General features: G+C 67.0%; 28 protein-coding genes and 1 pseudogene. 10 read left to right on the forward strand and 19 right to left on the reverse strand.

Features of this window, described 5'->3' with window-relative positions; all coding sequences use genetic code 11:
• Together ACFVWU_RS33255 and ACFVWU_RS33260 are read right to left on the reverse strand one after the other, a co-directional pair.
• A partial coding sequence (locus ACFVWU_RS33255) for a transposase (protein ID WP_387627772.1) occupies positions 1–311 on the reverse strand: 311 nt, incomplete at its 3' end.
• A gap of 26 nt (positions 312–337) precedes the next feature.
• Entirely contained in the window at positions 338–544 is a 207-nt protein-coding gene (locus tag ACFVWU_RS33260; RefSeq protein ID WP_387627774.1) for a hypothetical protein, read from the reverse strand.
• Between the two features lie 112 nt (positions 545–656).
• On the opposite strand from ACFVWU_RS33260, the gene ACFVWU_RS33265 reads away from it, so the two are divergent.
• Together ACFVWU_RS33265 and ACFVWU_RS33270 are read left to right on the forward strand one after the other, a co-directional pair.
• The gene (locus ACFVWU_RS33265; RefSeq protein WP_387627775.1) at positions 657–1,193 is read left to right on the forward strand and encodes a DUF2716 domain-containing protein; all 537 of its coding nucleotides are present in this window, start codon (positions 657–659) and stop codon (positions 1,191–1,193) included.
• A gap of 51 nt (positions 1,194–1,244) precedes the next feature.
• Positions 1,245–1,367: a hypothetical protein gene (locus ACFVWU_RS33270; RefSeq protein WP_387627776.1), complete on the forward strand. Its 123-nt coding sequence runs from the start codon at positions 1,245–1,247 to the stop codon at positions 1,365–1,367.
• Between the two features lie 45 nt (positions 1,368–1,412).
• On the opposite strand, the pseudogene ACFVWU_RS33275 reads toward ACFVWU_RS33270, so the two are convergent.
• From ACFVWU_RS33275 to ACFVWU_RS33300, 6 genes and pseudogenes are all read right to left on the reverse strand, one after another.
• A pseudogene (locus ACFVWU_RS33275) lies at positions 1,413–1,505 on the reverse strand (hypothetical protein); the annotation flags it as partial.
• 249 nt (positions 1,506–1,754) lie between these two features.
• Positions 1,755–2,444 carry a hypothetical protein gene (locus ACFVWU_RS33280; protein WP_387627778.1) on the reverse strand — a complete coding sequence of 230 codons (690 nt, stop codon included), beginning with the start codon at positions 2,442–2,444 and terminating at the stop codon, positions 1,755–1,757.
• Positions 2,434–5,601 (reverse strand): ATP-binding protein, encoded by a 3,168-nt coding sequence (locus ACFVWU_RS33285; protein WP_387627780.1) that lies wholly within the window; start codon positions 5,599–5,601, stop codon positions 2,434–2,436. Before ACFVWU_RS33285 ends, ACFVWU_RS33280 begins: the two co-directional genes overlap by 11 nt.
• Positions 5,598–6,044 (reverse strand): hypothetical protein, encoded by a 447-nt coding sequence (locus tag ACFVWU_RS33290; RefSeq protein WP_387627781.1) that lies wholly within the window; start codon positions 6,042–6,044, stop codon positions 5,598–5,600. The genes ACFVWU_RS33285 and ACFVWU_RS33290 overlap by 4 nt, the downstream gene beginning before the upstream one ends.
• A gap of 821 nt (positions 6,045–6,865) precedes the next feature.
• A complete protein-coding gene (locus ACFVWU_RS33295) occupies positions 6,866–7,057 on the reverse strand; it encodes a hypothetical protein (RefSeq protein ID WP_387627782.1) in 192 nt (63 codons plus the stop codon).
• A 129-nt stretch (positions 7,058–7,186) separates the two neighbouring features.
• Positions 7,187–7,573, reverse strand: a complete 387-nt coding sequence (locus ACFVWU_RS33300) for a hypothetical protein (RefSeq protein ID WP_387627784.1) — start codon at positions 7,571–7,573, stop codon at positions 7,187–7,189.
• A gap of 3 nt (positions 7,574–7,576) precedes the next feature.
• On the opposite strand from ACFVWU_RS33300, the gene ACFVWU_RS33305 reads away from it, so the two are divergent.
• On the forward strand, positions 7,577–8,383 hold the full coding sequence (locus ACFVWU_RS33305; protein ID WP_387627785.1) for a helix-turn-helix domain-containing protein: 807 nt from the start codon (positions 7,577–7,579) through the stop codon (positions 8,381–8,383).
• Between the two features lie 306 nt (positions 8,384–8,689).
• Here the strand turns inward: ACFVWU_RS33305 and ACFVWU_RS33310 are convergent, their stop codons facing one another.
• The 3 genes from ACFVWU_RS33310 to ACFVWU_RS33320 form a co-directional block, all read right to left on the reverse strand.
• On the reverse strand, positions 8,690–9,589 hold the full coding sequence (locus ACFVWU_RS33310; protein ID WP_387627837.1) for an integrase core domain-containing protein: 900 nt from the start codon (positions 9,587–9,589) through the stop codon (positions 8,690–8,692).
• Between the two features lie 593 nt (positions 9,590–10,182).
• Entirely contained in the window at positions 10,183–10,659 is a 477-nt protein-coding gene (locus ACFVWU_RS33315; protein ID WP_387627787.1) for a hypothetical protein, read from the reverse strand.
• Between the two features lie 149 nt (positions 10,660–10,808).
• Complete coding sequence (locus ACFVWU_RS33320; protein ID WP_387627788.1) at positions 10,809–11,141, reverse strand: hypothetical protein; 333 nt, start codon at positions 11,139–11,141, stop codon at positions 10,809–10,811.
• A 209-nt stretch (positions 11,142–11,350) separates the two neighbouring features.
• Between ACFVWU_RS33320 and ACFVWU_RS33325 the strand changes: the two genes are divergently transcribed.
• On the forward strand, positions 11,351–11,812 hold the full coding sequence (locus ACFVWU_RS33325; RefSeq protein ID WP_387627790.1) for a MarR family winged helix-turn-helix transcriptional regulator: 462 nt from the start codon (positions 11,351–11,353) through the stop codon (positions 11,810–11,812).
• An 89-nt stretch (positions 11,813–11,901) separates the two neighbouring features.
• On the opposite strand, the gene ACFVWU_RS33330 is transcribed toward ACFVWU_RS33325, so the two are convergent.
• Positions 11,902–12,156 carry a hypothetical protein gene (locus tag ACFVWU_RS33330; RefSeq protein ID WP_387627791.1) on the reverse strand — a complete coding sequence of 85 codons (255 nt, stop codon included), beginning with the start codon at positions 12,154–12,156 and terminating at the stop codon, positions 11,902–11,904.
• 264 nt (positions 12,157–12,420) lie between these two features.
• Here ACFVWU_RS33330 and ACFVWU_RS33335 point away from each other — a divergent pair, with 264 nt between their 5' ends.
• Complete coding sequence (locus tag ACFVWU_RS33335; protein ID WP_387627793.1) at positions 12,421–12,924, forward strand: hypothetical protein; 504 nt, start codon at positions 12,421–12,423, stop codon at positions 12,922–12,924.
• 248 nt (positions 12,925–13,172) lie between these two features.
• Here ACFVWU_RS33335 and ACFVWU_RS33340 read toward each other — a convergent pair whose 3' ends face one another.
• The 4 genes from ACFVWU_RS33340 to ACFVWU_RS33355 all read right to left on the reverse strand — a co-directional run bounded on the left by ACFVWU_RS33340 (position 13,173) and on the right by ACFVWU_RS33355 (position 15,235).
• Positions 13,173–14,180, reverse strand: a complete 1,008-nt coding sequence (locus ACFVWU_RS33340; RefSeq protein ID WP_387627794.1) for a hypothetical protein — start codon at positions 14,178–14,180, stop codon at positions 13,173–13,175.
• Positions 14,177–14,527, reverse strand: a complete 351-nt coding sequence (locus ACFVWU_RS33345) for a PadR family transcriptional regulator (protein WP_387627795.1) — start codon at positions 14,525–14,527, stop codon at positions 14,177–14,179. Before ACFVWU_RS33345 ends, ACFVWU_RS33340 begins: the two co-directional genes overlap by 4 nt.
• Before the next feature lie 4 nt (positions 14,528–14,531).
• Complete coding sequence (locus ACFVWU_RS33350; RefSeq protein WP_387627797.1) at positions 14,532–14,804, reverse strand: hypothetical protein; 273 nt, start codon at positions 14,802–14,804, stop codon at positions 14,532–14,534.
• An 86-nt stretch (positions 14,805–14,890) separates the two neighbouring features.
• On the reverse strand, positions 14,891–15,235 hold the full coding sequence (locus tag ACFVWU_RS33355) for a hypothetical protein (RefSeq protein ID WP_387627798.1): 345 nt from the start codon (positions 15,233–15,235) through the stop codon (positions 14,891–14,893).
• A 206-nt stretch (positions 15,236–15,441) separates the two neighbouring features.
• Between ACFVWU_RS33355 and ACFVWU_RS33360 the strand changes: the two genes are divergently transcribed.
• Entirely contained in the window at positions 15,442–15,705 is a 264-nt protein-coding gene (locus ACFVWU_RS33360; protein WP_387627799.1) for a hypothetical protein, read from the forward strand.
• Positions 15,706–15,800: 95 nt separating this feature from the next.
• Here the strand turns inward: ACFVWU_RS33360 and ACFVWU_RS33365 are convergent, their stop codons facing one another.
• On the reverse strand, positions 15,801–15,938 hold the full coding sequence (locus ACFVWU_RS33365) for a hypothetical protein (RefSeq protein WP_387627801.1): 138 nt from the start codon (positions 15,936–15,938) through the stop codon (positions 15,801–15,803).
• A gap of 332 nt (positions 15,939–16,270) precedes the next feature.
• Here ACFVWU_RS33365 and ACFVWU_RS33370 point away from each other — a divergent pair, with 332 nt between their 5' ends.
• The gene (locus ACFVWU_RS33370; protein ID WP_387627802.1) at positions 16,271–16,807 is read left to right on the forward strand and encodes a hypothetical protein; all 537 of its coding nucleotides are present in this window, start codon (positions 16,271–16,273) and stop codon (positions 16,805–16,807) included.
• A gap of 8 nt (positions 16,808–16,815) precedes the next feature.
• Positions 16,816–17,337 carry a hypothetical protein gene (locus ACFVWU_RS33375; protein ID WP_387627804.1) on the forward strand — a complete coding sequence of 174 codons (522 nt, stop codon included), beginning with the start codon at positions 16,816–16,818 and terminating at the stop codon, positions 17,335–17,337.
• 386 nt (positions 17,338–17,723) lie between these two features.
• Here the strand turns inward: ACFVWU_RS33375 and ACFVWU_RS33380 are convergent, their stop codons facing one another.
• Entirely contained in the window at positions 17,724–18,089 is a 366-nt protein-coding gene (locus ACFVWU_RS33380) for a hypothetical protein (RefSeq protein WP_387627805.1), read from the reverse strand.
• Positions 18,090–18,475: 386 nt separating this feature from the next.
• Between ACFVWU_RS33380 and ACFVWU_RS33385 the strand changes: the two genes are divergently transcribed.
• Positions 18,476–18,679: a cold-shock protein gene (locus ACFVWU_RS33385; RefSeq protein ID WP_387627807.1), complete on the forward strand. Its 204-nt coding sequence runs from the start codon at positions 18,476–18,478 to the stop codon at positions 18,677–18,679.
• 219 nt (positions 18,680–18,898) lie between these two features.
• Positions 18,899–19,138 carry a hypothetical protein gene (locus ACFVWU_RS33390; protein ID WP_387627808.1) on the forward strand — a complete coding sequence of 80 codons (240 nt, stop codon included), beginning with the start codon at positions 18,899–18,901 and terminating at the stop codon, positions 19,136–19,138.
• Between the two features lie 169 nt (positions 19,139–19,307).
• Here ACFVWU_RS33390 and ACFVWU_RS33395 read toward each other — a convergent pair whose 3' ends face one another.
• On the reverse strand, positions 19,308–19,739 hold the full coding sequence (locus tag ACFVWU_RS33395) for a hypothetical protein (protein WP_387627810.1): 432 nt from the start codon (positions 19,737–19,739) through the stop codon (positions 19,308–19,310).
• Between the last annotated feature and the right edge of the window lie 17 nt (positions 19,740–19,756).

Raw genomic sequence — 19,756 nt, forward strand, 5'->3', positions numbered from 1 at the left:
CAGTACCGTCGCCGGGTCGGGTCGAGCTCCTGGGCGAAAAAAGCCGAGGCGGCCTTGAGGATCTCGCAGGACCGGCGGAGCTCGGCGTTCTCCTTCCGCAGAGCGGCCAGCTCCTCCTTCTCCGCGGTGGTGAGCCGGTCATCGCGCTCGCCCCGGTCCGCCTCGTCCTGACGGATCCAGTTCCGCAGAGCCTCGTGGTGCACCCCGAGATCACGGGCCATCTGCCGGATCACGGGCTTCGGATCGGCGGTGCGGTACATCTCCACCGCGCGCCGGCGCAACTCGGGCGGGTACTTCATCGGTGCGGCCATGGCTGAGGCTCCCTTCTCATGACCCATCAGGCCATCTCCGGCAACCTTCCGCACGTCGGGGGAACCTCACCGGGAAGGGTCGAACCCCGCCAGGACTTGGCGTACACCTCCACGATGCCGTCCTCGCGCATCTCGGTCAGGCACGCCTGGAACAGCTCGGTGACCCTGGAGCTGACGGCTTCGCCAATGGCCTCGCGCGCCCGAGCGGCCGTCATCAGTACGGATCGCCCCACCGTGGCTCCCTTCATGGTCCCCGGCGTCCGGCCGGCTCCCGGCCACCGTAGCGAGCGGACGGCCTCCGGAATTCTGTGTTGAGGGTGAAGCTCCTGGCGATAGGTTCACCCCATGACGGCCGAAGCCCTGCACCGATTGACCAGCTCCGAATACACCGACATCTGGGACCGCTTCGACGCCAAGTTCGACTTTCGCCCCAGTATCAACGCCTTCCCCGGCATCAAAGAGCCTTCACCATCGATCACGTGGAGCCTCGACGCATTGAATGACGATCCCGGAGATCGGAAGCTCGACTACCTGGTCGACTTGGTGCAGGACGGGCTCGAAAAGTGCAGCAGCCCCAGGGAGTCACTCTGGATTCTGGACTGGCAGCACACCTGCTACCGCCTCCGTCCGGATCTTCCAGCGACCGACCTGTTCCTTCCCCAGGTTCTCGAAGGGCGTTCTCGGGAGGGCTGGCCGCTCAGCCCCTACCCGGACGGCGACTACTACATCTTCCTCGCCGACGACCTCCGCTTCGGCACCTTCGGACATCCCTGGGAGCACTCTCTCTGCGTCTTCGGTGCCGAGCTCCTGGACGCGATCGCCGAGGACGTCCATCAGGTACTTCAGCGCGTCCTTCGCCGTGACGGTCTGCCCACCGTGTGAGGGCGAAAGCCGCCAGTACTGTCGATGCCCCCATGTGACACGATCACGCTCATGATGGATGAGCCCAACGTCGGTGCTGACACCCGCATCGCGTCGTCGACGCCAATGACGACCAGCCTGGCCATGGCCGAGCCGCATTCGATGGAGGGCTACAGCCGCGCGAACAGAGCGTAGGTGCATCTGCACGGCCGCCGGATCCGTTCCGGTGAGTTCGGCGACCTCGGTCTCAGGCAGGTCGAGGACGAGGTGCAGGACGAGGACGTCCTGTTGGGGCTCACTCAGATGGGCGACGGGCCGCAGCGGGCCGGCCATCGTGCGCACCCGGCGGCGGACCGCCTGCCAGGCGCAGCTGGCCGGGGACGGTGGCCGGGTTCTGCGCGGCGGCGGTTTCCGTGGTGGTGTCGGTGCTCGGGGCGGTGGTGGCCGGCAGCGGGGTGGGATCAACGTTGACGGCCGAACCGCCGGTTTCGGAATCAAACGGGATGTCGGCCAGCTCACATCAACAAGATCGGTTACGAGCCATAAGGCCTATGCAGCCGTCCTGCCGGAATCGTTTCGGACTCACTTCTGAACCTGTCGCCCACCACTACTAATCTTGTCCACCACATCTTGCTGTCCGGATAGGACATTGATGAATCCTTCAACCATCATCATGCTGGCCTGCATATTTGCGTTATACTGGCGCTCATCCAGCTCCTTTGAAGTCCCGCGTTCGATCGTGGTCGTGAAACCAATACCAGACGGGTCTGGACGTACGATGGCCCGGCTCTCGATCTGCTGATCCTGCGACGCGGCGGAGATACTTGGACCGGTGAATTCCGGAGGCTTGACGCCCATGTCAATGCATTTGACATCCCTCTGTCCAGACGGTTTGGGGGGTTCGGGAGCCTTGCATTGCCCTCCATCATCCCGTTTGCTCTGGCCGGGTTCAGGAGCCTTGCATTGCCCTCCATCATCCCGTTTGCTCTGGCCGGGTTCAGGAGCCTTGCATTGCCCTCCATCATCGCCTTTGCTCTGGCCGGGTTCAGGAGCCTTGCATTGCCCTCCATCATCGCCTTTGCTCTGGCCCGCATCAGGAGCCTTGCATTGCCCTCCATCAGCCTGGGCGACCGTGGGCAGACCCCATTCGCCTTGGCTAGATCCTTGCGCGGTGATTTCCTGGCTGCTGTCGCCCCGGTCGGCGGGGCCTGCGGCGGGCGATCCGCCGGTGCCGCCAGTCTCCGATGTGAAATCTGTTACGTCATGCATCATGCGTGTCCTGCACTGTGGAAGGCCGAGAGCCCTCGGCCTCAGCGAGCAGAGCGTTGAGGGCTCGTCGCTCCGTAGCGGGATGAGGCCATTTCTCAGCTGCGAGCATCTGTTGCGCAAAGCACAGAGCTATACAGTGGGCGATGCCTCGGAGGTGTATTTGGAGATCGGGATCTTCGTTCGCTTCTGGGAACTCGATAAGCTGGTAGGCGGCGTCTTGGCACACTTCCCAAACTGCATGGCGGCTGCCGTCATGGGAGGCGCGATCGGTTTCACGGGCGCGTTGCCACAGTTCACCGAAGTCGCCAGCTGCCACGAGTTCCGCTACGTGATGGGAGCAGAGACAGGGCCCGGGTCGGCCTTTCCATATACGGGCACAGCTTTGGTAAGGGCCGTAGGTACCGCCCTGCAACGCTAGGAGCTGGTTTCGTAGCTTGGTGGCGTCCTGGGTCGCATCCTGCCCTGTGTGGTGCTGAGTCAGCGCCTGGTCAATGAGGTTCGCGACGGATGCGGTTTCGGTGTAGGTCCAGTGCGCACGTGCGCCGCAGGTTTCGGCGAACTGGCGGGCGGCGTGCGGTATCAGGCATGTGAGCAGTGCGTGAGTGTCGAGCCAGTGTGGTCTGCGGGGTTCGACAATTGCGAGAATGTCTGGCCAAGTCCGGTCCAAGGCGCCGCGGGTCTGTACGACGGAGAAGAGGACACGGGCGAGGGTGCGCATCACCCGCGGGTCCTCGACAAGGGTTCGGGCCGTCTCGCATGCCTCGGGCGCGGTCAGGCATCGCTGGTCGCAGATCCCCGAGGGCAGAAGGTAGGCCTCGGTAGTGATCCCGTGGCGCGTCATGTGTTCGCGGACTTGGGAGTGGGTGGGCCAGGTACCGCCGCCGCCCTTTGTCTGCGCTACCTGGAGGAGCAGTGGTGCGTCCTCTCCCTCGGTGAAGACCGCAGCACGACCCACCGGCAAGGTTGCGAGCGCATCGGTCTGGCGGGCGGTCATGACCATGGCGCCACCGAGGATGGCGCGGTCGTCTCCTGCGACGATGCGATGGACGATCTTGAGATTGGTGTTCTTGACCACATCGGGGGCGAGCTTGGTGGGGATCTGGTCGACGACCACGACTCCCTGGCCGTAGGCACGGATCTCGGAGAGAAGGTTGGCGAACGTCTCGACGGCCTTGCCTCTCACATCGGCTTCTCCCTCTGCGCCTCCGCGGACCCCGTTGGTGGTGTTGGCGAGCAGTCGGTGGGCTTCTTCGATGACCAGCAGGTGCTGAAGGCCTTCGGTATCGCCCTGGACACGGCGCTGCTCGGCGAGTCGGATCATCAGCAGGCCCATCAGGAATGCCTTGTCCTCGTCGTCACCCACGCCTTCGAGTTCGAGGATGGTGGGCTCGGATAGGAGAGCCTGCATCGGTAGGGCGCGCCGGGCGTCGAGCATGCGCCCCTTGCCACCGGTGCGCAGACTGTTCAAACGGGTACATAGGGCCGCTCGTAGGTCGCCGGTGACCTTGTCCTCGTATCCGAGCTGCGGAACGATCTCTTCGACTTTGCGTACGAGGTCGGTGAGAGTGGGAAAGGCTGCGGAGCGGTCAGCGTGAGGGTCGAGTCGACGGTTGGTGTCTGTGGTGACGTTCCAGCCGCGGTCGGTGTAGATGGCGTGCAGGCTGGCTTCGAGGATTTGTGGCAGGGGCGTCCACATGCCGAAGCTGACGTTGAACACCGAACGCAGAAGATCGAGATGAACCGCCACGGGAATGCCTTCAGGCACGTCGAAGGGGTTGAGCCGGAAGGGCGAGACCATCTCATTGCCGAGGGTGTAGAGCCGCAGTGTCGGGCCTAGCTGCATGTCGCGCAGCAGGACCCGGTACTCGGTCTTCGCCGGTTCCACGACGAGGAAAGGTATTCCCTGCTCAGCGGCTTGGCGCAGTAGGTGAAGGACGGTGTTGGTCTTTCCTGAGCCGGTGACGCCGGTGATGAACGCGTGCCGGGTAAGGCTGCCTGGTGCGATGCGGTAGGCCGTATCGGTCGGTCGTAGACGCTCGATCACCGTGCCGAGTTCGAGTCCTGTGCCGTCCACGGATGGGGGGACGGTGTCCATGTCGGGGACCTGGGTGACGGTGAAGCCGTTGGTTTCCAGGTTCGGGAAGTGGACGTACGCGGCGAGCTGGCTGGAGGTGAGCAGCGTTTGGTGCTGAAAGGGCTGGCGGTATCGGCCTGGGGCTCCCTCTGTGGTTAGGGGGTCGACAAGGGCCCAGGTCGTGGCGAGCTGCGGTATGTCCTCGCTTTCCCAGACGCGCACCGGTTCGGGGTATGAGTGCTCGCCGGAGAAGACGCCGCGCCACAGGCTGGCCAGCTCTGGGTAGCTGTGCTCGTCGCCGAGGAGGTAGACGGCGGTGCGCCAGGTGCCGGTGGCCTGGCCGTCGGTGAGTGACTTGAGCTGCCAGGTGAGCATGTCGAGGTAATAGTCGGCGAGCGGGCTGGGTACGCCGCCGAGCTTGGTGGCGGTATCCACCGAGCGCATCTCGTTGATGAGCCGCAGTTTCAGGTCACGTACCAGGGCCTCGTCGAGGGGCTGTGCCAGGAGCAGGGCGTTCCACCTCAGGTGTCTCAGGGCGCGCAGTAGCCGGTCGAACTGCGTGGCGCCGTCGGTGGTATCGGGTGGCTTGGTGGTCGGGATCCCCATGACCAGCCCGCCCTGCGGCCATCTGCCGGTGACGGGGTTGTCGGGGATGAGGTCGATGGCGGGGTACAGGGTTTGCAGTGCGGTCCGCAGCAGGCGGGCGTTGCACTGCGCTGACTGCTCGGACCCGTGGTCGGGAAGCCAGGTGCCGATACGGAAGGACGCCTGATCGCCCGTGCAGCCCGCCTCGAAAACCAGCGGTACCTGGTAGGTGTACATGGCCACCAGGAGATCGCGGGTGATCGGTGCGGCTTCAACTGCCAGCGGCAGTCCAGACGGCGCACCGTGGTCGGTGCCCGGCCGCAGCGTGCCTGCACCCGTCGGCGGGGTCTTTTCCAGCCGCCCGATACCGGTGACCTTCAGGCAGCTGCGCAGGGCGGCAGGCGCCAGCGTCAGCCGGCCATCCGTAGCCGGGAAGGGGGGCTGGAACCCTACACGCTGCAGGCGGTCGAGGTCAGCTGGCGAAAAGTCGTCGGCGTTCATGGGCCGGGCGGGAACGATGGCTCGGAAAGCGAGCTGAGGACGCCATAGAGGATGCCCCCGAGGATGAGGCCGATGACAACGATGAGCGCCACCCACTCGGCCTTGGACATCTTCCTGGCCCCCACTGTGGCGCCAGTCGTCAGATTCTCCAGCCGCTTAACCTGCAACGTCCCGGAGCGCATACGCCCTTTGGCTTTGACCCAGTCTCCGTCGCGCAAGGCCCCTTGAGCGCCCAAGCTGCTGCGAATCTCGACGGGAACGAGCAAAACCCTCTCGCCCGCCTCTCCATACCGTTCAACCAGGAAGTTCCAGATGGAGCCGTTCTCGTAGTGCTGCATCTGGACACCGCGCACCGTCCCCTCAACCGTCTCGCCGCCCGGCCGGTCGGGCGGACCGAGGACCCGCGGCTGCGGAGCAGAGGCGCGACCAGAGTCGGTCTCCACGACAGGCTGCTTGCGCCCTTCCGCAGGAGGAACCGGCTGCTCCGGACGCCACCCACCACCCCCAGGTCGGGCCGCAGGAGGCAGTGGGGGCTGCGAAACCGGGCCCGGCGACTCCGACCAGTCCGGCGCCAACCACACGGTTTCGCGGCCAACCGAACCCGCTGATCCCCTTGATTCAGGCGGTACTGCGGTCAGGGCTCGACCGCACTGAGGGCAGAAGACCGCACCCGGCGGCGCCTGGCTGCGGCAGTCCTCACATACCCGTTCCTCATTCATGCGGAGCACTCCCGTACTTCCGCCGACACCCGTCAACAGGCGTCCCTAAATCCAGCACACACCTTCGAAATCCCGCAGGCAACCGACGAACACAAGTCATGGACGCTTCCCTGCGTCCTAACGGGGGCGGCTGAGGCCGCAGGCCGGACCTGCGCTCCGCGATCACGCGGCAGACGCAGGATCGAAGACAGCCAGTTCCGTGCCTCTCCTCTCGAGGGAGGACCAACCGTGATCCAGCCGGGTCTCAGAGCAGTTGTTCGAAGTCCATCTGATACGGAAGCGCACCTCACCGCGACCTGGCACCATCAACCAGCAGACCGTAAGCATGCCGATGGCCGTGCGACCTGTTGCCGCCGGGCCGGTGGCACGGCGTCCGTGACCTCCAGGTGGCCGCCGGCTCGCTCCCCCAGTCGCCGAGGCCGGCCCGTCCGCCGCTGGCCTCCCCACGCCCGCGGGGCGGAGGCCACCGCCGTGTTCCAGGGACTCTCCCAGCGGTTCAGCGAAGGCGCCGGTCACCCGGGTGGTGACCGCGCCTGTGGCTTTTGTCAGAACCGGCGGCGCACAACATTCGGCCGAGCGGGCGGGGCCGGCTCGGTGCCGCGCAGTGCGAGGGCCGCGGTGCAGGTGCGCTCCAGCCAGCTCGTGACCTGGCGCAGCGTGGCGGGGTCGAGGGTGCGGGTGAGGTCGCGGACGGCCTGGTGGTCGGCGTCGGTGGCCGCTACCCGGGGCGGGGCCATCGCGGGCCTTCTGGCGCTCCAGCCCGGCTCGCCCCCGGTAGCACCGGAACCAGACTTCTGGATCGTCGCTGGTGCGCCGCGCCCTCCCCGGTGAGCGCCGGCGTCGCGCAAACCATGGGCGAGAGCTTGTCACGCCGCGGTCCATCCGATTGCGATCGCCCACGCGATATAGCCGAGGTTGACCGCCAGCCGGACCGTCGGACCGCCGAGCCGTCGTGGGCGGTCGTTGAACGACCTGGTCAAGGCGTCCACATGGCAGACCAGGTATGTCATGACCAGACCGGCGGCGGCCCACCCGCCCACGGCCCGTGCCTGTGGCACGAGGATCAGACCCCCGACGACGATGTCCGCCACCCCACTGGCCACGACGAGGAACTCGACCTGACCCAGCAAGGGAGGAAGCAGGCCTGTCATCCACGACGGGATCAGACGACGCATGTACGCGGGGAACAGGAAGTGCGCCGTACCCGAGACAATCATGAAAATGCCAAACGTGATGGCCGCGATATCGTTCATGACATGACCGTGGCCCCGACACGCAGCTGGGCGCTTGAACGAAACGATCGGCGAGTCGACTTCCTCACCGGTCCCACGGCCACGATGTTCGCCGAGTCGGGCCCGTTCCAGGTCACCCGTCATCGCCATCCCGCATGGAAGGTCGTGCTGTCCCTCGCGGGCCCGATCGAGGTCAGGCATGCCGACGGGGTCATGGCGTCGACCGGCATGATCGTGCCCCCGCAACTGGTGCACACCTGCGCCACCTCCTCGGCCTATGTCGCCCTCTTCCTCGACCCCTGGAAACTCCGTTCCGCCCCCGGACCGTGCCGCCTCGACGTCGCCGAGACCCAGCGTGTGCTGGACGCCCTCGGCCCCACCAGCGGGGCCGGCGCTCATGCCGACCTCGCCGCCGCGTGCGCCGAACTCACCCGTCTCCACGGGGAGGCGGCCTCCCTGGACCCCCGGCTCGCCCATGCCGTGGGGGAATACCCGAGGCCCGACCGCGATGCCGGCATCGAGGCCGTTGCCGCCGGCGTGGGAATCTCGCCATCACGGCTGCGCGCCCTGGCCCGTGACTCGGTGGGCATCCCACTCACACGGCTGCGGCAGTGGGCGCGGCTGCGCGTGGCAGTCGCCGACCTGCCCCGCGAGACCGTGGCCGCCGCAGCGGCCTCCGCCGGCTTCGCCGACCAGGCTCACTTGACCCGCACCGCCCGACGCCTGACGGGCCGCACGCCTTCATCCGTGTTTCCCCGCTTTGAGCTTTCAGCTCTGACGCGGACCGAGGGCCGTGTGACTCGCTGGGGTTGCGAACGGCTGGTGGGATGACGTGCCTTGAGTGGGCGTTTAGAGAGTTTTACTCCTGTAAGTGGCATTCGCCCGTGACCGCATTCGTTGTGCTATGCCCGGCTTGAGTGTTCCGTCCCTGCCTTCCTCGCCGATGTAGGTGTCCGTCTCATCGGCTTCTGCGTTCGGAAGTCCGCCTGGTTTGAAGAAGTCATAGAACCGCCCACGGGCGGCGGAACGCCACAATCCGCCATGCCCATGGCAAAACCCATGCTGTGAGCCAGCGGAAGCCCTCGTAGGGCTTCAAAACGGCTTCACCCGGCTGCGAGCTGGGAAGGTGTCGAGTGGTCAGCCTGCTCGGCGGTACTCGTTGATCAAGCCGGCGACAGCTCGGCTGCGTTCGACCCGAGCTGCGGGCAGGCGAACGACGTTCGGGTCGTCCAACGGTGCGAGTTGGTTGCGAGCGCGGTGTGGTCGGTGGCCGTTGAAGTGACGGGCGTAGTCGTGAAGGACTCTCTCGGCGTGGCCGCGGTCGAACAGCAGCAGGCGGTCGGTGCACTCCTGGCGTACTGAGCGGATGAACCGCTCCGCGTGCGGGTTGCAGTTGGGGCTGCGTGGAGGGATCTTGGCCACGGTGATGCCCTCGCTGGCGAAGACGGCATCGAAGGCGGCGGTGAACTTCGCGTCCCGGTCGCGGACCAGGTGAGTGAAGTCGGCCGCGCGGTCGCCGAGCTGCCAGAGCAGCTGCCGGGCCTGCTGGGTAGCCCAGGCGGCGGTGGGATGGGCGGTGACTCCGAGGACGTGCACGGTGCGGGTGCGCACCTCCATGACGAACAGGGCGTACAGCCGCTGCAGCACGATGGTGTCGAGGTGGAAGAAGTCGGTCGCGAGCAGGCCGCTGGCCTGGGCCTTGAGGAAGGCAGCCCATTCTCGGCGCGCGGGATGACGGCGCGGTGCGGGGCCGAGGCCGGCGGCACGCAGGACGCGGCGCACGGAAGCCGCGCTGATCGAATATCCGAGGCGGCGTAGCTCGCCGTGCACGCGCCGGAATCCCCACCGGGGGTTCTCGGTGCCGAACCGGACGATCAGTTCGCGCAGCGCGTCGGACAGCGGCGGGCGCCCCGGCGGGCGCGGTTGGGTCCACTTCCGCGTGTTCAGGCGCTGGTGCCAGGCGAGCAGGGTGCGCGGGGAGACGATCCGGTGACCGCGCGGTGCCCGGGGCAGGAGCCGGGCGAGCGCGGCCAGCAGCGCCCGGTCCGACCAGCCGAGCTTCGGCGCCGAGACCTACCGGCGCAGCACCGCAACCTCGTGCCGCAGGATCAGAATCTCGGCGTTCTTCGCCGCGGTGGATCGGCACAGCAGAGCAAGCCATGTGAAGATCCTTGTGGCCAGCGGGTAGATCATCCGTACGAACACAAGGACCGATCATGCCCGACCACGGATCGAGCACACCGCCCGAGGTCAGCAGCTGTGAGGAAGTTTCGGAGCCCTACGGGGCGGCGTGACGAGCCGAGGCCGGACGCGTGGGTCGTTGGTGATCGGCGCTCGCGACCGACGTGCACCATCCCGAGCCCGTGTCGGTGGGTCGGCCGTTCTCGGTTCTTCGGGTACGAGCCCGAAGCGACGCACGTGGCCTCAGGTAGTGTGGCACTCACTATCTCGGACGGTGCGAGATGACGACAACCTTGATCCACTGCCCCAACGTCTCACGTATTCACCGGCCTCTGGCCTGCAGATTGAGACGTCTCATGATTCCGGCCGGGAGTTGGGCTCGGGGGCGCAATCCGGTTGTCCCGCGGTCTGATTGTCGGTCACCGTCTCTGCGGCGCAGTGCCGCTGTGTTACCCCCAGTTGCAGTCGCCGGTGAGCTGCTTCACCCCGACAAATATCTGGCCCGTGCCGTTGATGTCGACGGTTGACCCCGCGCCTCCCTGGGTGTTGCTGGCCCATGCGGGGAAGTTGCCAGGGGTGTAGACGACGAAGTTCCCGTCCTGCTGGTAGGCCGCGTGGTCGGCCCCGGAGTTGTTGGTGCCGGTGGCCCAGCACGCCTTCCAGGGGCCGCCACCGGTGTTGTCCTGTGAGACGTACTCCACCAGGTTGCCGTCCGGCTGCATCTCCAGGATCAGGTAGTGGGTGCCGTCGCCGTTGAGCCTCTGGATGTAGTCGCCCGGGTAGAGGGTATCTCCCTTGCTGAGGGAGAAGCCTCGGTAGGCGCCTCCGCCGCCGGGCGGGTTGCTGACGGCCTCTGCGGTGGTCGACGACAGAGCCAATGCGGCAGCGATCGCGGTCGTGCCGATGATGATGCGCGTCTTGCGCATGGATCTCCCTCGTGGATGTACGCAGGTGCAGAAGGCACCTGCGGACCCGGGCGGCCGACGGCGCCCGGGGTGAGTTGATGAGGCACTCACTTTCTCGGACGGTGCGAGATGACGACAACCTTGATCCACTGTCCCAACGTCTCACGTATTCACCGGCCTCTGGCCTGCGGATTGAGACGTCTCATGATTCCGGCCGGGAGTTGGGCTCGGGGGCGCAATCCGGCTGTCCCGCGGTCTGGTTGTCGCTCGCGGTCCAGCAGCATCAACTGCATCCGCATCGCCATCGACCCGTGCGCCACCAGCCGCCCCGTCGTCGAGGACCACCACCGCCCCGGACCCCAACTGCGCCCCGGCACCACCGGGAACGCCGCAACCGGCCCCAACTCCTCGAAGCGCACCTGCCCGGCTGCCTGCCCCAGGCGCTGCTGGACCACCTCGCCGACGACCGTGACGAAGCACGCCTCCACCCTCGCCGCATCCATCAAACCCACCCCTCACCGCAGAGACCCGCGTCCCCAACCTCACGGGGCAGAACACCTAGGGTCTGTTGCGAAAGTGCTGGTCACGGCCGCTTGTTGAGGCCTGTGATCAGCATGGTTGCCACTTTGGCCCACGGCAAGTTCCTCGTATCTCGCGGCGGCAGCGCCACGATCTTGACCTCAACCGCACTTGAGGTTCTAGCCTAGCGATCATGACGACCGTAAGCACCCCGCAGAACGGCACCGCCACGCTCGGCCAGCGGCCCATCGCCCTGGTTGCCTGGGGCGCCACCGAGGCGATCCTGCGGCACTCGCAAGCCGCCCTGGCACGCATCGACGTGACCCAGCCCCAGTGGTGGGCGCTCAACAACATCGTCCGCGCCGAGCACGGTCTCACCAGGGAGGAGATTCGCGCCGTGGCCGTGCCCTACGGCATGGGCACCCAGGTGATGGTCCACGCCGTCGACGCCCTCGTACACCGGGGCTGGCTCGGCATCGGCGCGGACGGCCGGCTGACCCTCACGGAGCAGGGCCGCGAGGGCCTGGCAACTGCGAAGGAACACATGGACCTGGTGCGTGCGGAGCTCCTCGGCGACATCACGGAGGAGGAATACGCGACTGCAGTCTCCGTGCTCCAGCGCGTCACCGACAACCTCGCCCAGAGGCTTTTGTGAAGGCTGGTCACAGCCATTCGTTGATGGCCGCGACCAGCACGGTCGCCTCGTGGCGAACGGCAAGCTTGTCGTATCTCACCGAGCTGGGTTCAGCCCACGCTCGCGCCATTGCCGACGCCGATGAACTGCTCGTACGAGGTGCGGTACTCCCTCAGCGCCTCTCCACGGAAGGGCGCCAGTTCCTCCGCCGTGAGCGGGGCGGTCCGTGCGGCGATCTCTCCCAGGGACTCGCCCGCACAGGCCGCAGTCAGCGAGTAGCCGGCCCTCTGGTCGCAGCAGACTTGAACCAGTGCCGCACGGACACGAGGGTCATTGCTCTCGCACAGGTACATGGCGGCGTCCACCCGCTCGTCCTCACGCTGCAGGATCCAGCACGAGCTTGATCAATGCCTCAGTCCGCCATGCCTCCATGCGAACATCCTGCCCGATCAACCCGACGAACGGCACCGATCAGACGCGCGGAGCGAACGGGGCGAACAGTGGCATCAATCACGAGTTGTGAGGTCAGTTGTTCACGAGTTTGGGAGTCACACCGAACCACGGACGGGTGACCACTGGGGTACTTGCCAGGTCAGCATCGGGGGTGCTCCTGGTGAGAGGCCCTGGTCATGCCGCAGATGCCGAAGGTCGAGCTGTACGCCGCGATCCGACGCGACCATCGCGACGACATGAAGCTGCGGGAGATCGCACGCAAGTACAACGTGTCGTGGCGGACGATCAGGAAGGCCGTCGATTCGGCCTGGCCGGAGCCGCGGAAGAAGCTCCCGCCACGAGCGACTGCGTTGGACCCGTACAAGGCGGTGGTCGACGGGATCCTGCGGGCCGATCTGGATGCGCCGCGCAAGCAGCGGCACGCGCTCGACAGCGGATCGAAAAGCGGCGACGGCCGGGCCCGGCGGGGGCGACCTGGCGGCCTTCTGAGGCGGCCAGGTCGCCCGCAGTTGCGCGTTGGCCGCGCGGGCCGCCTCCAGCCGCGCCTGGGCCTCGGCCTCGCGCTCCTCCTGGCTCCGCTGCTGCTCCTTCTCGTGGCAGTCCCAGCAGCAGCCGCCCGGGCGGCGGGTCCACTCCTGCCGTCCCTGGGGGCCGTACTCCAGGGAGTTCCAGTTTTGTGAACAGGATCGGGATCGCCCGGGTGCGGTCGCAGTAGCCGTCGCCGAGGTGGTGGCCTTGCCAGTGGCGGCGGGTCATCTCGGTGAGCCCCGACCCTACTCAGGGCCTCCGGGAGCTGACGCCGAATCTCCGGGCCGATGTCTTTCGGATCGGCCAGCCCAGTGATCACCGGCGCCCCGGGAGCGCGGCGCCGACCCGGCCGCCGCGCTCGCGGGGGGCTGGAGGTGTGCCCCGTGCCCGGCAGGGGCGATCAACCGACCGTTGGCGGCCTCCGCTCAGGTGCGGCCGGAGCCCAGCGGCTTTCCACCACGATCGCGGTGACCACCCCGACCACGGCAACCGCCGCGAGCACTCCGAGCTCAGCCATGGCCTCATCCCTGGAATACGGGCTCCACAGCGCGTGAATGGTCACAACCAGCGAGACCAGGCCGATCGGGGCACCGGCAAGTGCCGCGGCCGCAGGGGCGTATCGACCGCGCCGCAGGACTGACACAGCCACCAGGAGCAGCACCAGCTCGCAGACCGGGAAGGCTGGACGGAGCGCACCGTCGAGCATGCTCAGGGATCGGAAGAGGCCATACATGACTGTGTGGCCCCACATCACACCGCCCACCAGCACCCCCGCGACTGCGGCCAGACCGCGTCGCCAGGTGGCCGGGCCCAGCAGATCCGGCGGGGCGGCGAGCAGGATCAGAACCCACAGCGCCTGGGGGCCGACCTGGATGACCAGGCCGACCAGGCTCCTGATCCACACCGTGTGGTGGTGCGCCATGAAATCGAGATTCTCGACAAGCCAGGTCACGACCGCAAGCAGCACGGCGACCGGTCCGAGCAGCCGCGCGACCGTCCACCGCCCGAACACGGCAGCGCCCGCCACGGCCAGGAACAACGCCTCGCTGCCCCGGCCGATCCAGTACGCGTAATAGAACGGCGGGGCGGACGGAACCCACAGAGCCGCATCCCCGTGGCGCAGCCAGTCGCGCGCCAGCATGTAGAGGTCCATCAGGGAGATGCCCGCCGCCGCGGCGGCCGCGAACGGCGCAGCCATCGCCGCCAGCCGTGCGAAGGTACCGCTGGACCTCAAGCCCAGACGAGCCCGCACGCCGTGCCCCGCCAGGTCGAACAGCTCACGCGCGACGGCCCAACGGCCCGCGCCGGCCGTGATGCCAGCGAACACTGCCGCGATCTCCTCACCCCACTCACGCCGGTACTTGGCCGGGTACAGGCGCAGGGCCCCCCTCAGAACGCGGTCGCTCATGATGCGAAGGCCCCCTTCAGCCACGGACGGGCGGCAGACAGCCGGCGATCGGCCTCGGCGGCGACGGCGCGGAGGCGTTCCGCCTCGGCGCTGAGCACCTCGCGGCCGGAGTCGCTGAGGGCGTAGGTGCGACGGGCCCGGCCGTCGACGATCTCCTCGCTCTCGACCCGGATCAGGCCCTGGCCGAGCAACCGTTCCAGCGCGCCGTAGAGAGTGCCGGTGCGCATCTTCACCCGGCCGTCGGAGATCGCGGCGATCTCCTGGATGAGGGCGTAGCCGTGCCTGGGGGCATCGGCCAGCGCGGTCAGCAGAAGCAGCGTGGGCTCCTGCAGGGAGCGTTCTGTCATGCGCCTATATATATCGCCTACCGGCATATGTTGTCCTGCGAATCATCGTTGGAGAGCGAATGTGCGTCATGACCACTGCCTTACCGGACGGTTGGAACAAGCTGCTGCGCCGAGAGCCACCGGCGATCCCGAGCCGTACGGCCGTGACCTGCTGGAGCCCGCTCGCGCGGGCCCGGTCGACCAGCTGCCCGATCAACTGCTCGTCCAGCGCGTCCGTCGACAGCTCAGTCGGCCGGACCTCTTCAACCGCCTCAACCGAGACGATCACGTCGCTCATCAGGTGCTCTTCCTTGATCGGGAGATACACCGGTCACCGTACAGAGCCGCCAGTGGCGGGCCCGACCGTTCGACCCTCAACGACCCTTAGCGGCCCTTCGCCGGGTAGAGCTTCGCGTGGAGCACCCGCGCCTCCCACCACGGATCGTCCGGAGCGGACACCAGCGCGGCCACCAGCTCCCGCTTGGTCGGGGCGGGCAGCACCAGCAGGCCCAGGTTCTTCTCGGCGCGATCCCGCACGCACTGCGGGCACTCCAGCCGGTCCAGGCCGGCCTTCTCCCGCAGCTCCAGCTCCGAACCCTCCTTCCCCCCGATCGAGCCCCGGCACGTCCAACACGGACGCAGCGCGGCGTTGGCCGCGCGAGCCGCCTCCAGCCGCGCCTGGGCCTCGACCTCCGGACCCCCGCTGTCCACCTGCTTCCGGATTCCCATCGACCGATTCTGTCACTTGCTGTAGCTGTCATTGCACAAAGCGTTATTCCCTCCTGGATGCACGCCACCCACGCGTCCCGTGTGACGGGGGGTCAGGAAGTGTGCTCTCCGCACAGGCGGAGGTGACACGTCCACAGTTCTGCCTCTGGGAGTCCCGTGTGCCCAGCCGCGCGGAACGACGACCCGACGAACCAAGGGGATGACCCATGGACATGCACCAACTGACCGGCATGCTGATCGTCGCCCCCGCCGCCCTTGGCCTGCTCGCGCGCCTCGCGCGTCACCCGCGGGGCGCGCTGACCGAACTCACCAACGCTCTCCGTGACTTGATCACCTTGCGGATGGTCCTGCGCGACACAACCCCCGAGCAGCGTGCCGCCCTCCTCCGCGCCCACCGGGCCTGGCGTGCCGAGCCCACCAACGCCCCGCACAAACCCGCTTCGTCGCGTACCCGGCAGCACAGCGAGTGACCGCCGATCCAACAACCCCACGCGCCGAGTCGCCGGCCGGGCCGGTTTCGCACCGTCCCAACACACCCCGGACGCCCTTGGCACATCAGTGGGGGTTACGCCTTGCGGTTCGGGTAGTCGCGGGCATGCTGCCGCCGGATCTCCCACCACGGATCGTCCGGAGCCGAGACCAGCGCAGCCACCAACTCCCGCTTGGACGGGGCAGGCAGCACCAGCGGGCCCAGCTCCTCCACCTCCCGGTCGCTGACGCACTGCGGGCACTCCAGCCGGTCCGGGCCGGCCTTCTCGTCGAGTTCCAGCAGTGAGCCCGCCTTCCCCCCGATCGAGCCCCGGCACGTCCAGCACGGGCGCAGCGCGGCGTTCGCTGCCCGGGCGACTTCCAGCTGTTCTTCGGCCTCCCGTTCCAGGCCCTCCTCGCGGTCCTGGTGGCAGGGCCAGCAGCGGCCGTCGAGGCGGCGGGTCCACTCGACCTGTCCCTGGCGCCGTACTCCCAGGTGCTCTCCTCCTCGGGGACCTGGCCGCAGTCGGCACAGGCCAGGATCTGCATCAGCGTCTGGTCACCCTGTTGGCCGCCCCCGATTGCACGAACTATGGCCGCAGTGTCAATGTCATCGGCGTAGAAGGCTGGCCACAGAAATCTGAACGGCAAGGAAGAAGCCCGGACGAGGAACCGGACGAGGAACCGGACGAGGACGAGGAGCCTGCGGGAATATTCCTCCTAGAGATTTCCGGGCCGGAGTCGGAAGAAGAATTCAAGGAATACTTCACAGAGAAGATCCTCCCGGTCCTCCACGAGAAAGGAGTGAGTGTTCATGCGGCTCACAACGACGAGAGATACTTTCTCACCGGATACGCTCAGAGCGAGCCGCCAGACTTGATCACCTTAGTGGAAAATAGAGGATGGGTGCCGCGCGGGGTAAGACTATTCCTGAGGGCCATTCCAACATGCCTCCCGCATGGAGCGGTCATCCTCTGCAATATGCCACACAACCAACATCAAATGTCCGAGTATGATCACTACAGAGAATGTAAGACCGGACATCGAATTTCCGACGATCATAATGTTAGACGCTGCCCAGATTGCGGGCGCAAGCTAAAGTGAGCCGTCATATGAAGCGATGGCTGCACAGATTTCCAAACCTAGAAGAGACCTACGGAACGAGCCTGCCGGTCGTAATGGCTCTCTTCGGTTCGATTAGTGCAGCATTCCTGGTAGTTCCTCTTGTAGACTCGGCGAAGCAGGAATCCATGGGCTTCCTCCCCTGGACCGAGAATCAGATCACAACCGTAACTGGATCCCTCGCCACCACAGCTTTTTCAGGTGCGGCAATTTGCGCGCTATACGCGCAAGCGGCAAGGTACGGCAAAGCTACCGGCGGGAGCACGAATCCAGCCTATGACTATTACAAATGCGCCCAACGATTTTTCGTGAATGGGCTTAGCCTCTTAAGTCTGACAATAGGCACTCTAGCCCTTCGCCAAGTCAAGGCCGAGATTCCCGTCATGGCGGCGATCGCCCTAATTTTGGCACTCGGGGGCCTTAGCGACGATATCAGGGAATGGTGGAGCTGGCCGGCATGCATTCTGCTCTGCGGGGCCATTGTTACAATTTCCTATGCCGCATATTATTAGTGAAGATGGATTCTTTTTCGTGGCCTGCCCTGCGGATGGGACGGCCATCAAGGATTGCCGCTGAGGCCCGAGTGGGCCCAGCGGCCGGGACGGCGGGGTCGGATGCGGCGGTGTGCCGTGCGGGTCAGCCGGTGACGGTCTCGTGTTGCCGTCGGAGGCGACCAGGCCGTGCAGGGCGAGATCGCGCAACGCCTGCCGGATCGCCTTGTTCGACGTCGCCCCCGGACGCAGCAGTCGCTGGAGCTGGTCGGCAGTGGCGACCTTGAGGACGCCGAGCGCGCCGAGGACGTCGGAGCGCAGGGCGTTGGTCGAGCTGTTCGGGTTGGCGGCGCCGCGCCGGAACGCGGTCCGGCCCGGCCGGGACGGCTGGGCGCGTGCTGCCGCGCTCACGCCTGGCCTGTGGCGGGTGGCGGACTCTCGGGCCACACTTCGAACGCCTGTGAAACCCCCGTCGGCGGTCCGGCACGGAAGCAGTCGCGGATCAGCGCCGCGACCTTGACTACGGCATCGGCTCTACCGCCGAGCTCCACTTTCACCGGGCCAGCACCAGCATGTGCGAGGGCAACCGGCCGTGTGGCGGGTTCGGTGATCGGCGCCGACGTGTCCACCTGCCAGCGGGTGCGGACCACCTGATCGGCGGGTGAGACATAGTCCCCGGCCGTGCCGGGACCCGGGACAGCGATCAGCCTGAACGACTGGCCTACCGCGTCGGCGACCACGTTCGCCACGGGTAGCGCACCGGCGATCGACATGTGGACCATCGCACTCGGTTCCCGTGAAGGGCTGGCACCGGTCATCGCTCTCCCCTGTGGTCGGTTCCTCTCCCAGGGTCTGCCGGTGCCATGCCTGCCGCACCTGGGCAGCGGGGAGTCTCTGCCCCGTGCACAGCGGTGGCGGCACGACGTCGGCCGAGGCGCGTGTGTGGGCGCAACGGCTACGCCGCTGCGTGTCTTTCTCGGCTCCCTGGCTGCGGGATCCCCTGCGGTGTAACGTTTTGATCAAGCAGTCGTGGTTCCGAAGTTCTCGCCCGCGGTTACATGTCGTGGGCGTTTTTGCTGTTCAGCGCCTCTCCGGACCAAGGCGATCACCTCCGGGCCCGCAATCGTGGGACCCGATCAGTCCCTCGAGGGAGAAGCGCATGGCTACCGGCACTGTGAAGTGGTTCAACGCTGAAAAGGGCTTCGGTTTCATCGAGCAGGACGGCGGTGGTCCCGACGTCTTCGCCCACTACTCGAACATTGCGGCCCAGGGCTTCCGCGAACTCCAGGAGGGCCAGAAGGTGACCTTCGACATCGTGCAAGGCCAGAAGGGCCCGCAGGCGGAGAACATCCGCCCCGCCTGACCTCCAGAGCAGGCGCCCCGCACGAACCCACGTGCGGGGCGCCTCTCCGTCTCCGCCAGCACCCGAACACGAGCCCACCCCCACCCCGCACTTCGCAGGCGGCTTGGTTGTCGGCATCGGTTGAGGTGGCGCGCAGACCGGCCCGGTCGACGGGCGGGTGGAGCAGGTCGGCGGCAAGGCGCAGCCGAGCGGCGGTTAGGCCACCCGTACGATTGCACGGTGGGAAAGCAGAAGACCTTCGAGTACCCCGACGACTTGATCGAGGCGCAGCGGGCGCTGATGGCCGTGCAGGCCGAGCGCCATGCCTACCTGGCATCGCTGCCGTTGTGGGGCGGCGACTTGGAGGTGGCGCGGCAGGGCCTGAGCGACGAACAGCGGGCGGAGTGCGCCCGGCTGGAGGAGGCCGAGCGGCAGGCTTCCCATCTCGTGTGGGCCGTACTGGGCGAAGCTGTCGGGTGAGGATCGGGTCACCGCCCGTTCCCGGCTCCAGCACATCGACGACCCGGTGTCGTCGGACGAGGTGGCGTAGTCGGCGGATCGGCTCAAATCCCCGGGTCTGGCCCGAGCCGGGCGACATAGCGAAGGCGCCGGCCCCCTATGGGTGGCCGGCGCCTTCGCTATGTCGCCGTCAGCCAGGTGTGGCGGGGCCGCTCAGGTGGGGTCCTGCGGCGGGAAGTTCCGGTCGAGGATCGCGGTCCAGGGCGACGAAGCGGCCGGTGTCGTTGGCCTGGGCCTGGACGAGTTCCAGAAGGGCCGCGACGAACGGCGCTGCGGCGTTGTCGGCCAAGACGGCGGCTGCGGCGTCATGGAGTCGCTGGTGAGCGGCGGGGAAGGCGTCCTTGGCCCTCGAGTCCTGTTCCTTGACCTTCGCGACGCCGGCCTCCATCAGGATCCGCTCGACCGTGTAGGTGGGGCACTGGTCGGTGTGCCAGATCTCCGTGACGGTCCTGTCACGGCCGATCGAGATGGTGCGGATGTCGCCGCTGTCCGGTCCGGCCTGGCAGTCCTCGCAGTCGATACGGCGGCGGGTGCTCGGCTGCTCGGCACGGGAGTCGGTCACAGGGCATCAATTCCTTC

The organism is Kitasatospora sp. NPDC058190, from assembly GCF_042883685.1.
Classification (GTDB): Bacteria; Actinomycetota; Actinomycetes; order Streptomycetales; family Streptomycetaceae; genus Kitasatospora.

Coding starts and splice junctions, on each gene's coding strand:
- ACFVWU_RS33265 (WP_387627775.1), top strand. CDS start 657: ATGACGGCCGAAGCCCTGCACCGATTGACCAGCTCCGAATACACCGAC.
- ACFVWU_RS33270 (WP_387627776.1), top strand. CDS start 1,245: ATGATGGATGAGCCCAACGTCGGTGCTGACACCCGCATCGCGTCGTCG.
- ACFVWU_RS33280 (WP_387627778.1), bottom strand. CDS start 2,444: ATGATGCATGACGTAACAGATTTCACATCGGAGACTGGCGGCACCGGC.
- ACFVWU_RS33285 (WP_387627780.1), bottom strand. CDS start 5,601: ATGAACGCCGACGACTTTTCGCCAGCTGACCTCGACCGCCTGCAGCGT.
- ACFVWU_RS33295 (WP_387627782.1), bottom strand. CDS start 7,057: ATGGCCCCGCCCCGGGTAGCGGCCACCGACGCCGACCACCAGGCCGTC.
- ACFVWU_RS33300 (WP_387627784.1), bottom strand. CDS start 7,573: ATGAACGATATCGCGGCCATCACGTTTGGCATTTTCATGATTGTCTCG.
- ACFVWU_RS33305 (WP_387627785.1), top strand. CDS start 7,577: ATGACCGTGGCCCCGACACGCAGCTGGGCGCTTGAACGAAACGATCGG.
- ACFVWU_RS33315 (WP_387627787.1), bottom strand. CDS start 10,659: ATGCGCAAGACGCGCATCATCATCGGCACGACCGCGATCGCTGCCGCA.
- ACFVWU_RS33320 (WP_387627788.1), bottom strand. CDS start 11,141: ATGGATGCGGCGAGGGTGGAGGCGTGCTTCGTCACGGTCGTCGGCGAG.
- ACFVWU_RS33325 (WP_387627790.1), top strand. CDS start 11,351: ATGACGACCGTAAGCACCCCGCAGAACGGCACCGCCACGCTCGGCCAG.
- ACFVWU_RS33335 (WP_387627793.1), top strand. CDS start 12,421: ATGCCGCAGATGCCGAAGGTCGAGCTGTACGCCGCGATCCGACGCGAC.
- ACFVWU_RS33340 (WP_387627794.1), bottom strand. CDS start 14,180: ATGAGCGACCGCGTTCTGAGGGGGGCCCTGCGCCTGTACCCGGCCAAG.
- ACFVWU_RS33345 (WP_387627795.1), bottom strand. CDS start 14,527: ATGACAGAACGCTCCCTGCAGGAGCCCACGCTGCTTCTGCTGACCGCG.
- ACFVWU_RS33350 (WP_387627797.1), bottom strand. CDS start 14,804: ATGAGCGACGTGATCGTCTCGGTTGAGGCGGTTGAAGAGGTCCGGCCG.
- ACFVWU_RS33355 (WP_387627798.1), bottom strand. CDS start 15,235: ATGGGAATCCGGAAGCAGGTGGACAGCGGGGGTCCGGAGGTCGAGGCC.
- ACFVWU_RS33360 (WP_387627799.1), top strand. CDS start 15,442: ATGGACATGCACCAACTGACCGGCATGCTGATCGTCGCCCCCGCCGCC.
- ACFVWU_RS33375 (WP_387627804.1), top strand. CDS start 16,816: ATGAAGCGATGGCTGCACAGATTTCCAAACCTAGAAGAGACCTACGGA.
- ACFVWU_RS33380 (WP_387627805.1), bottom strand. CDS start 18,089: ATGTCGATCGCCGGTGCGCTACCCGTGGCGAACGTGGTCGCCGACGCG.
- ACFVWU_RS33385 (WP_387627807.1), top strand. CDS start 18,476: ATGGCTACCGGCACTGTGAAGTGGTTCAACGCTGAAAAGGGCTTCGGT.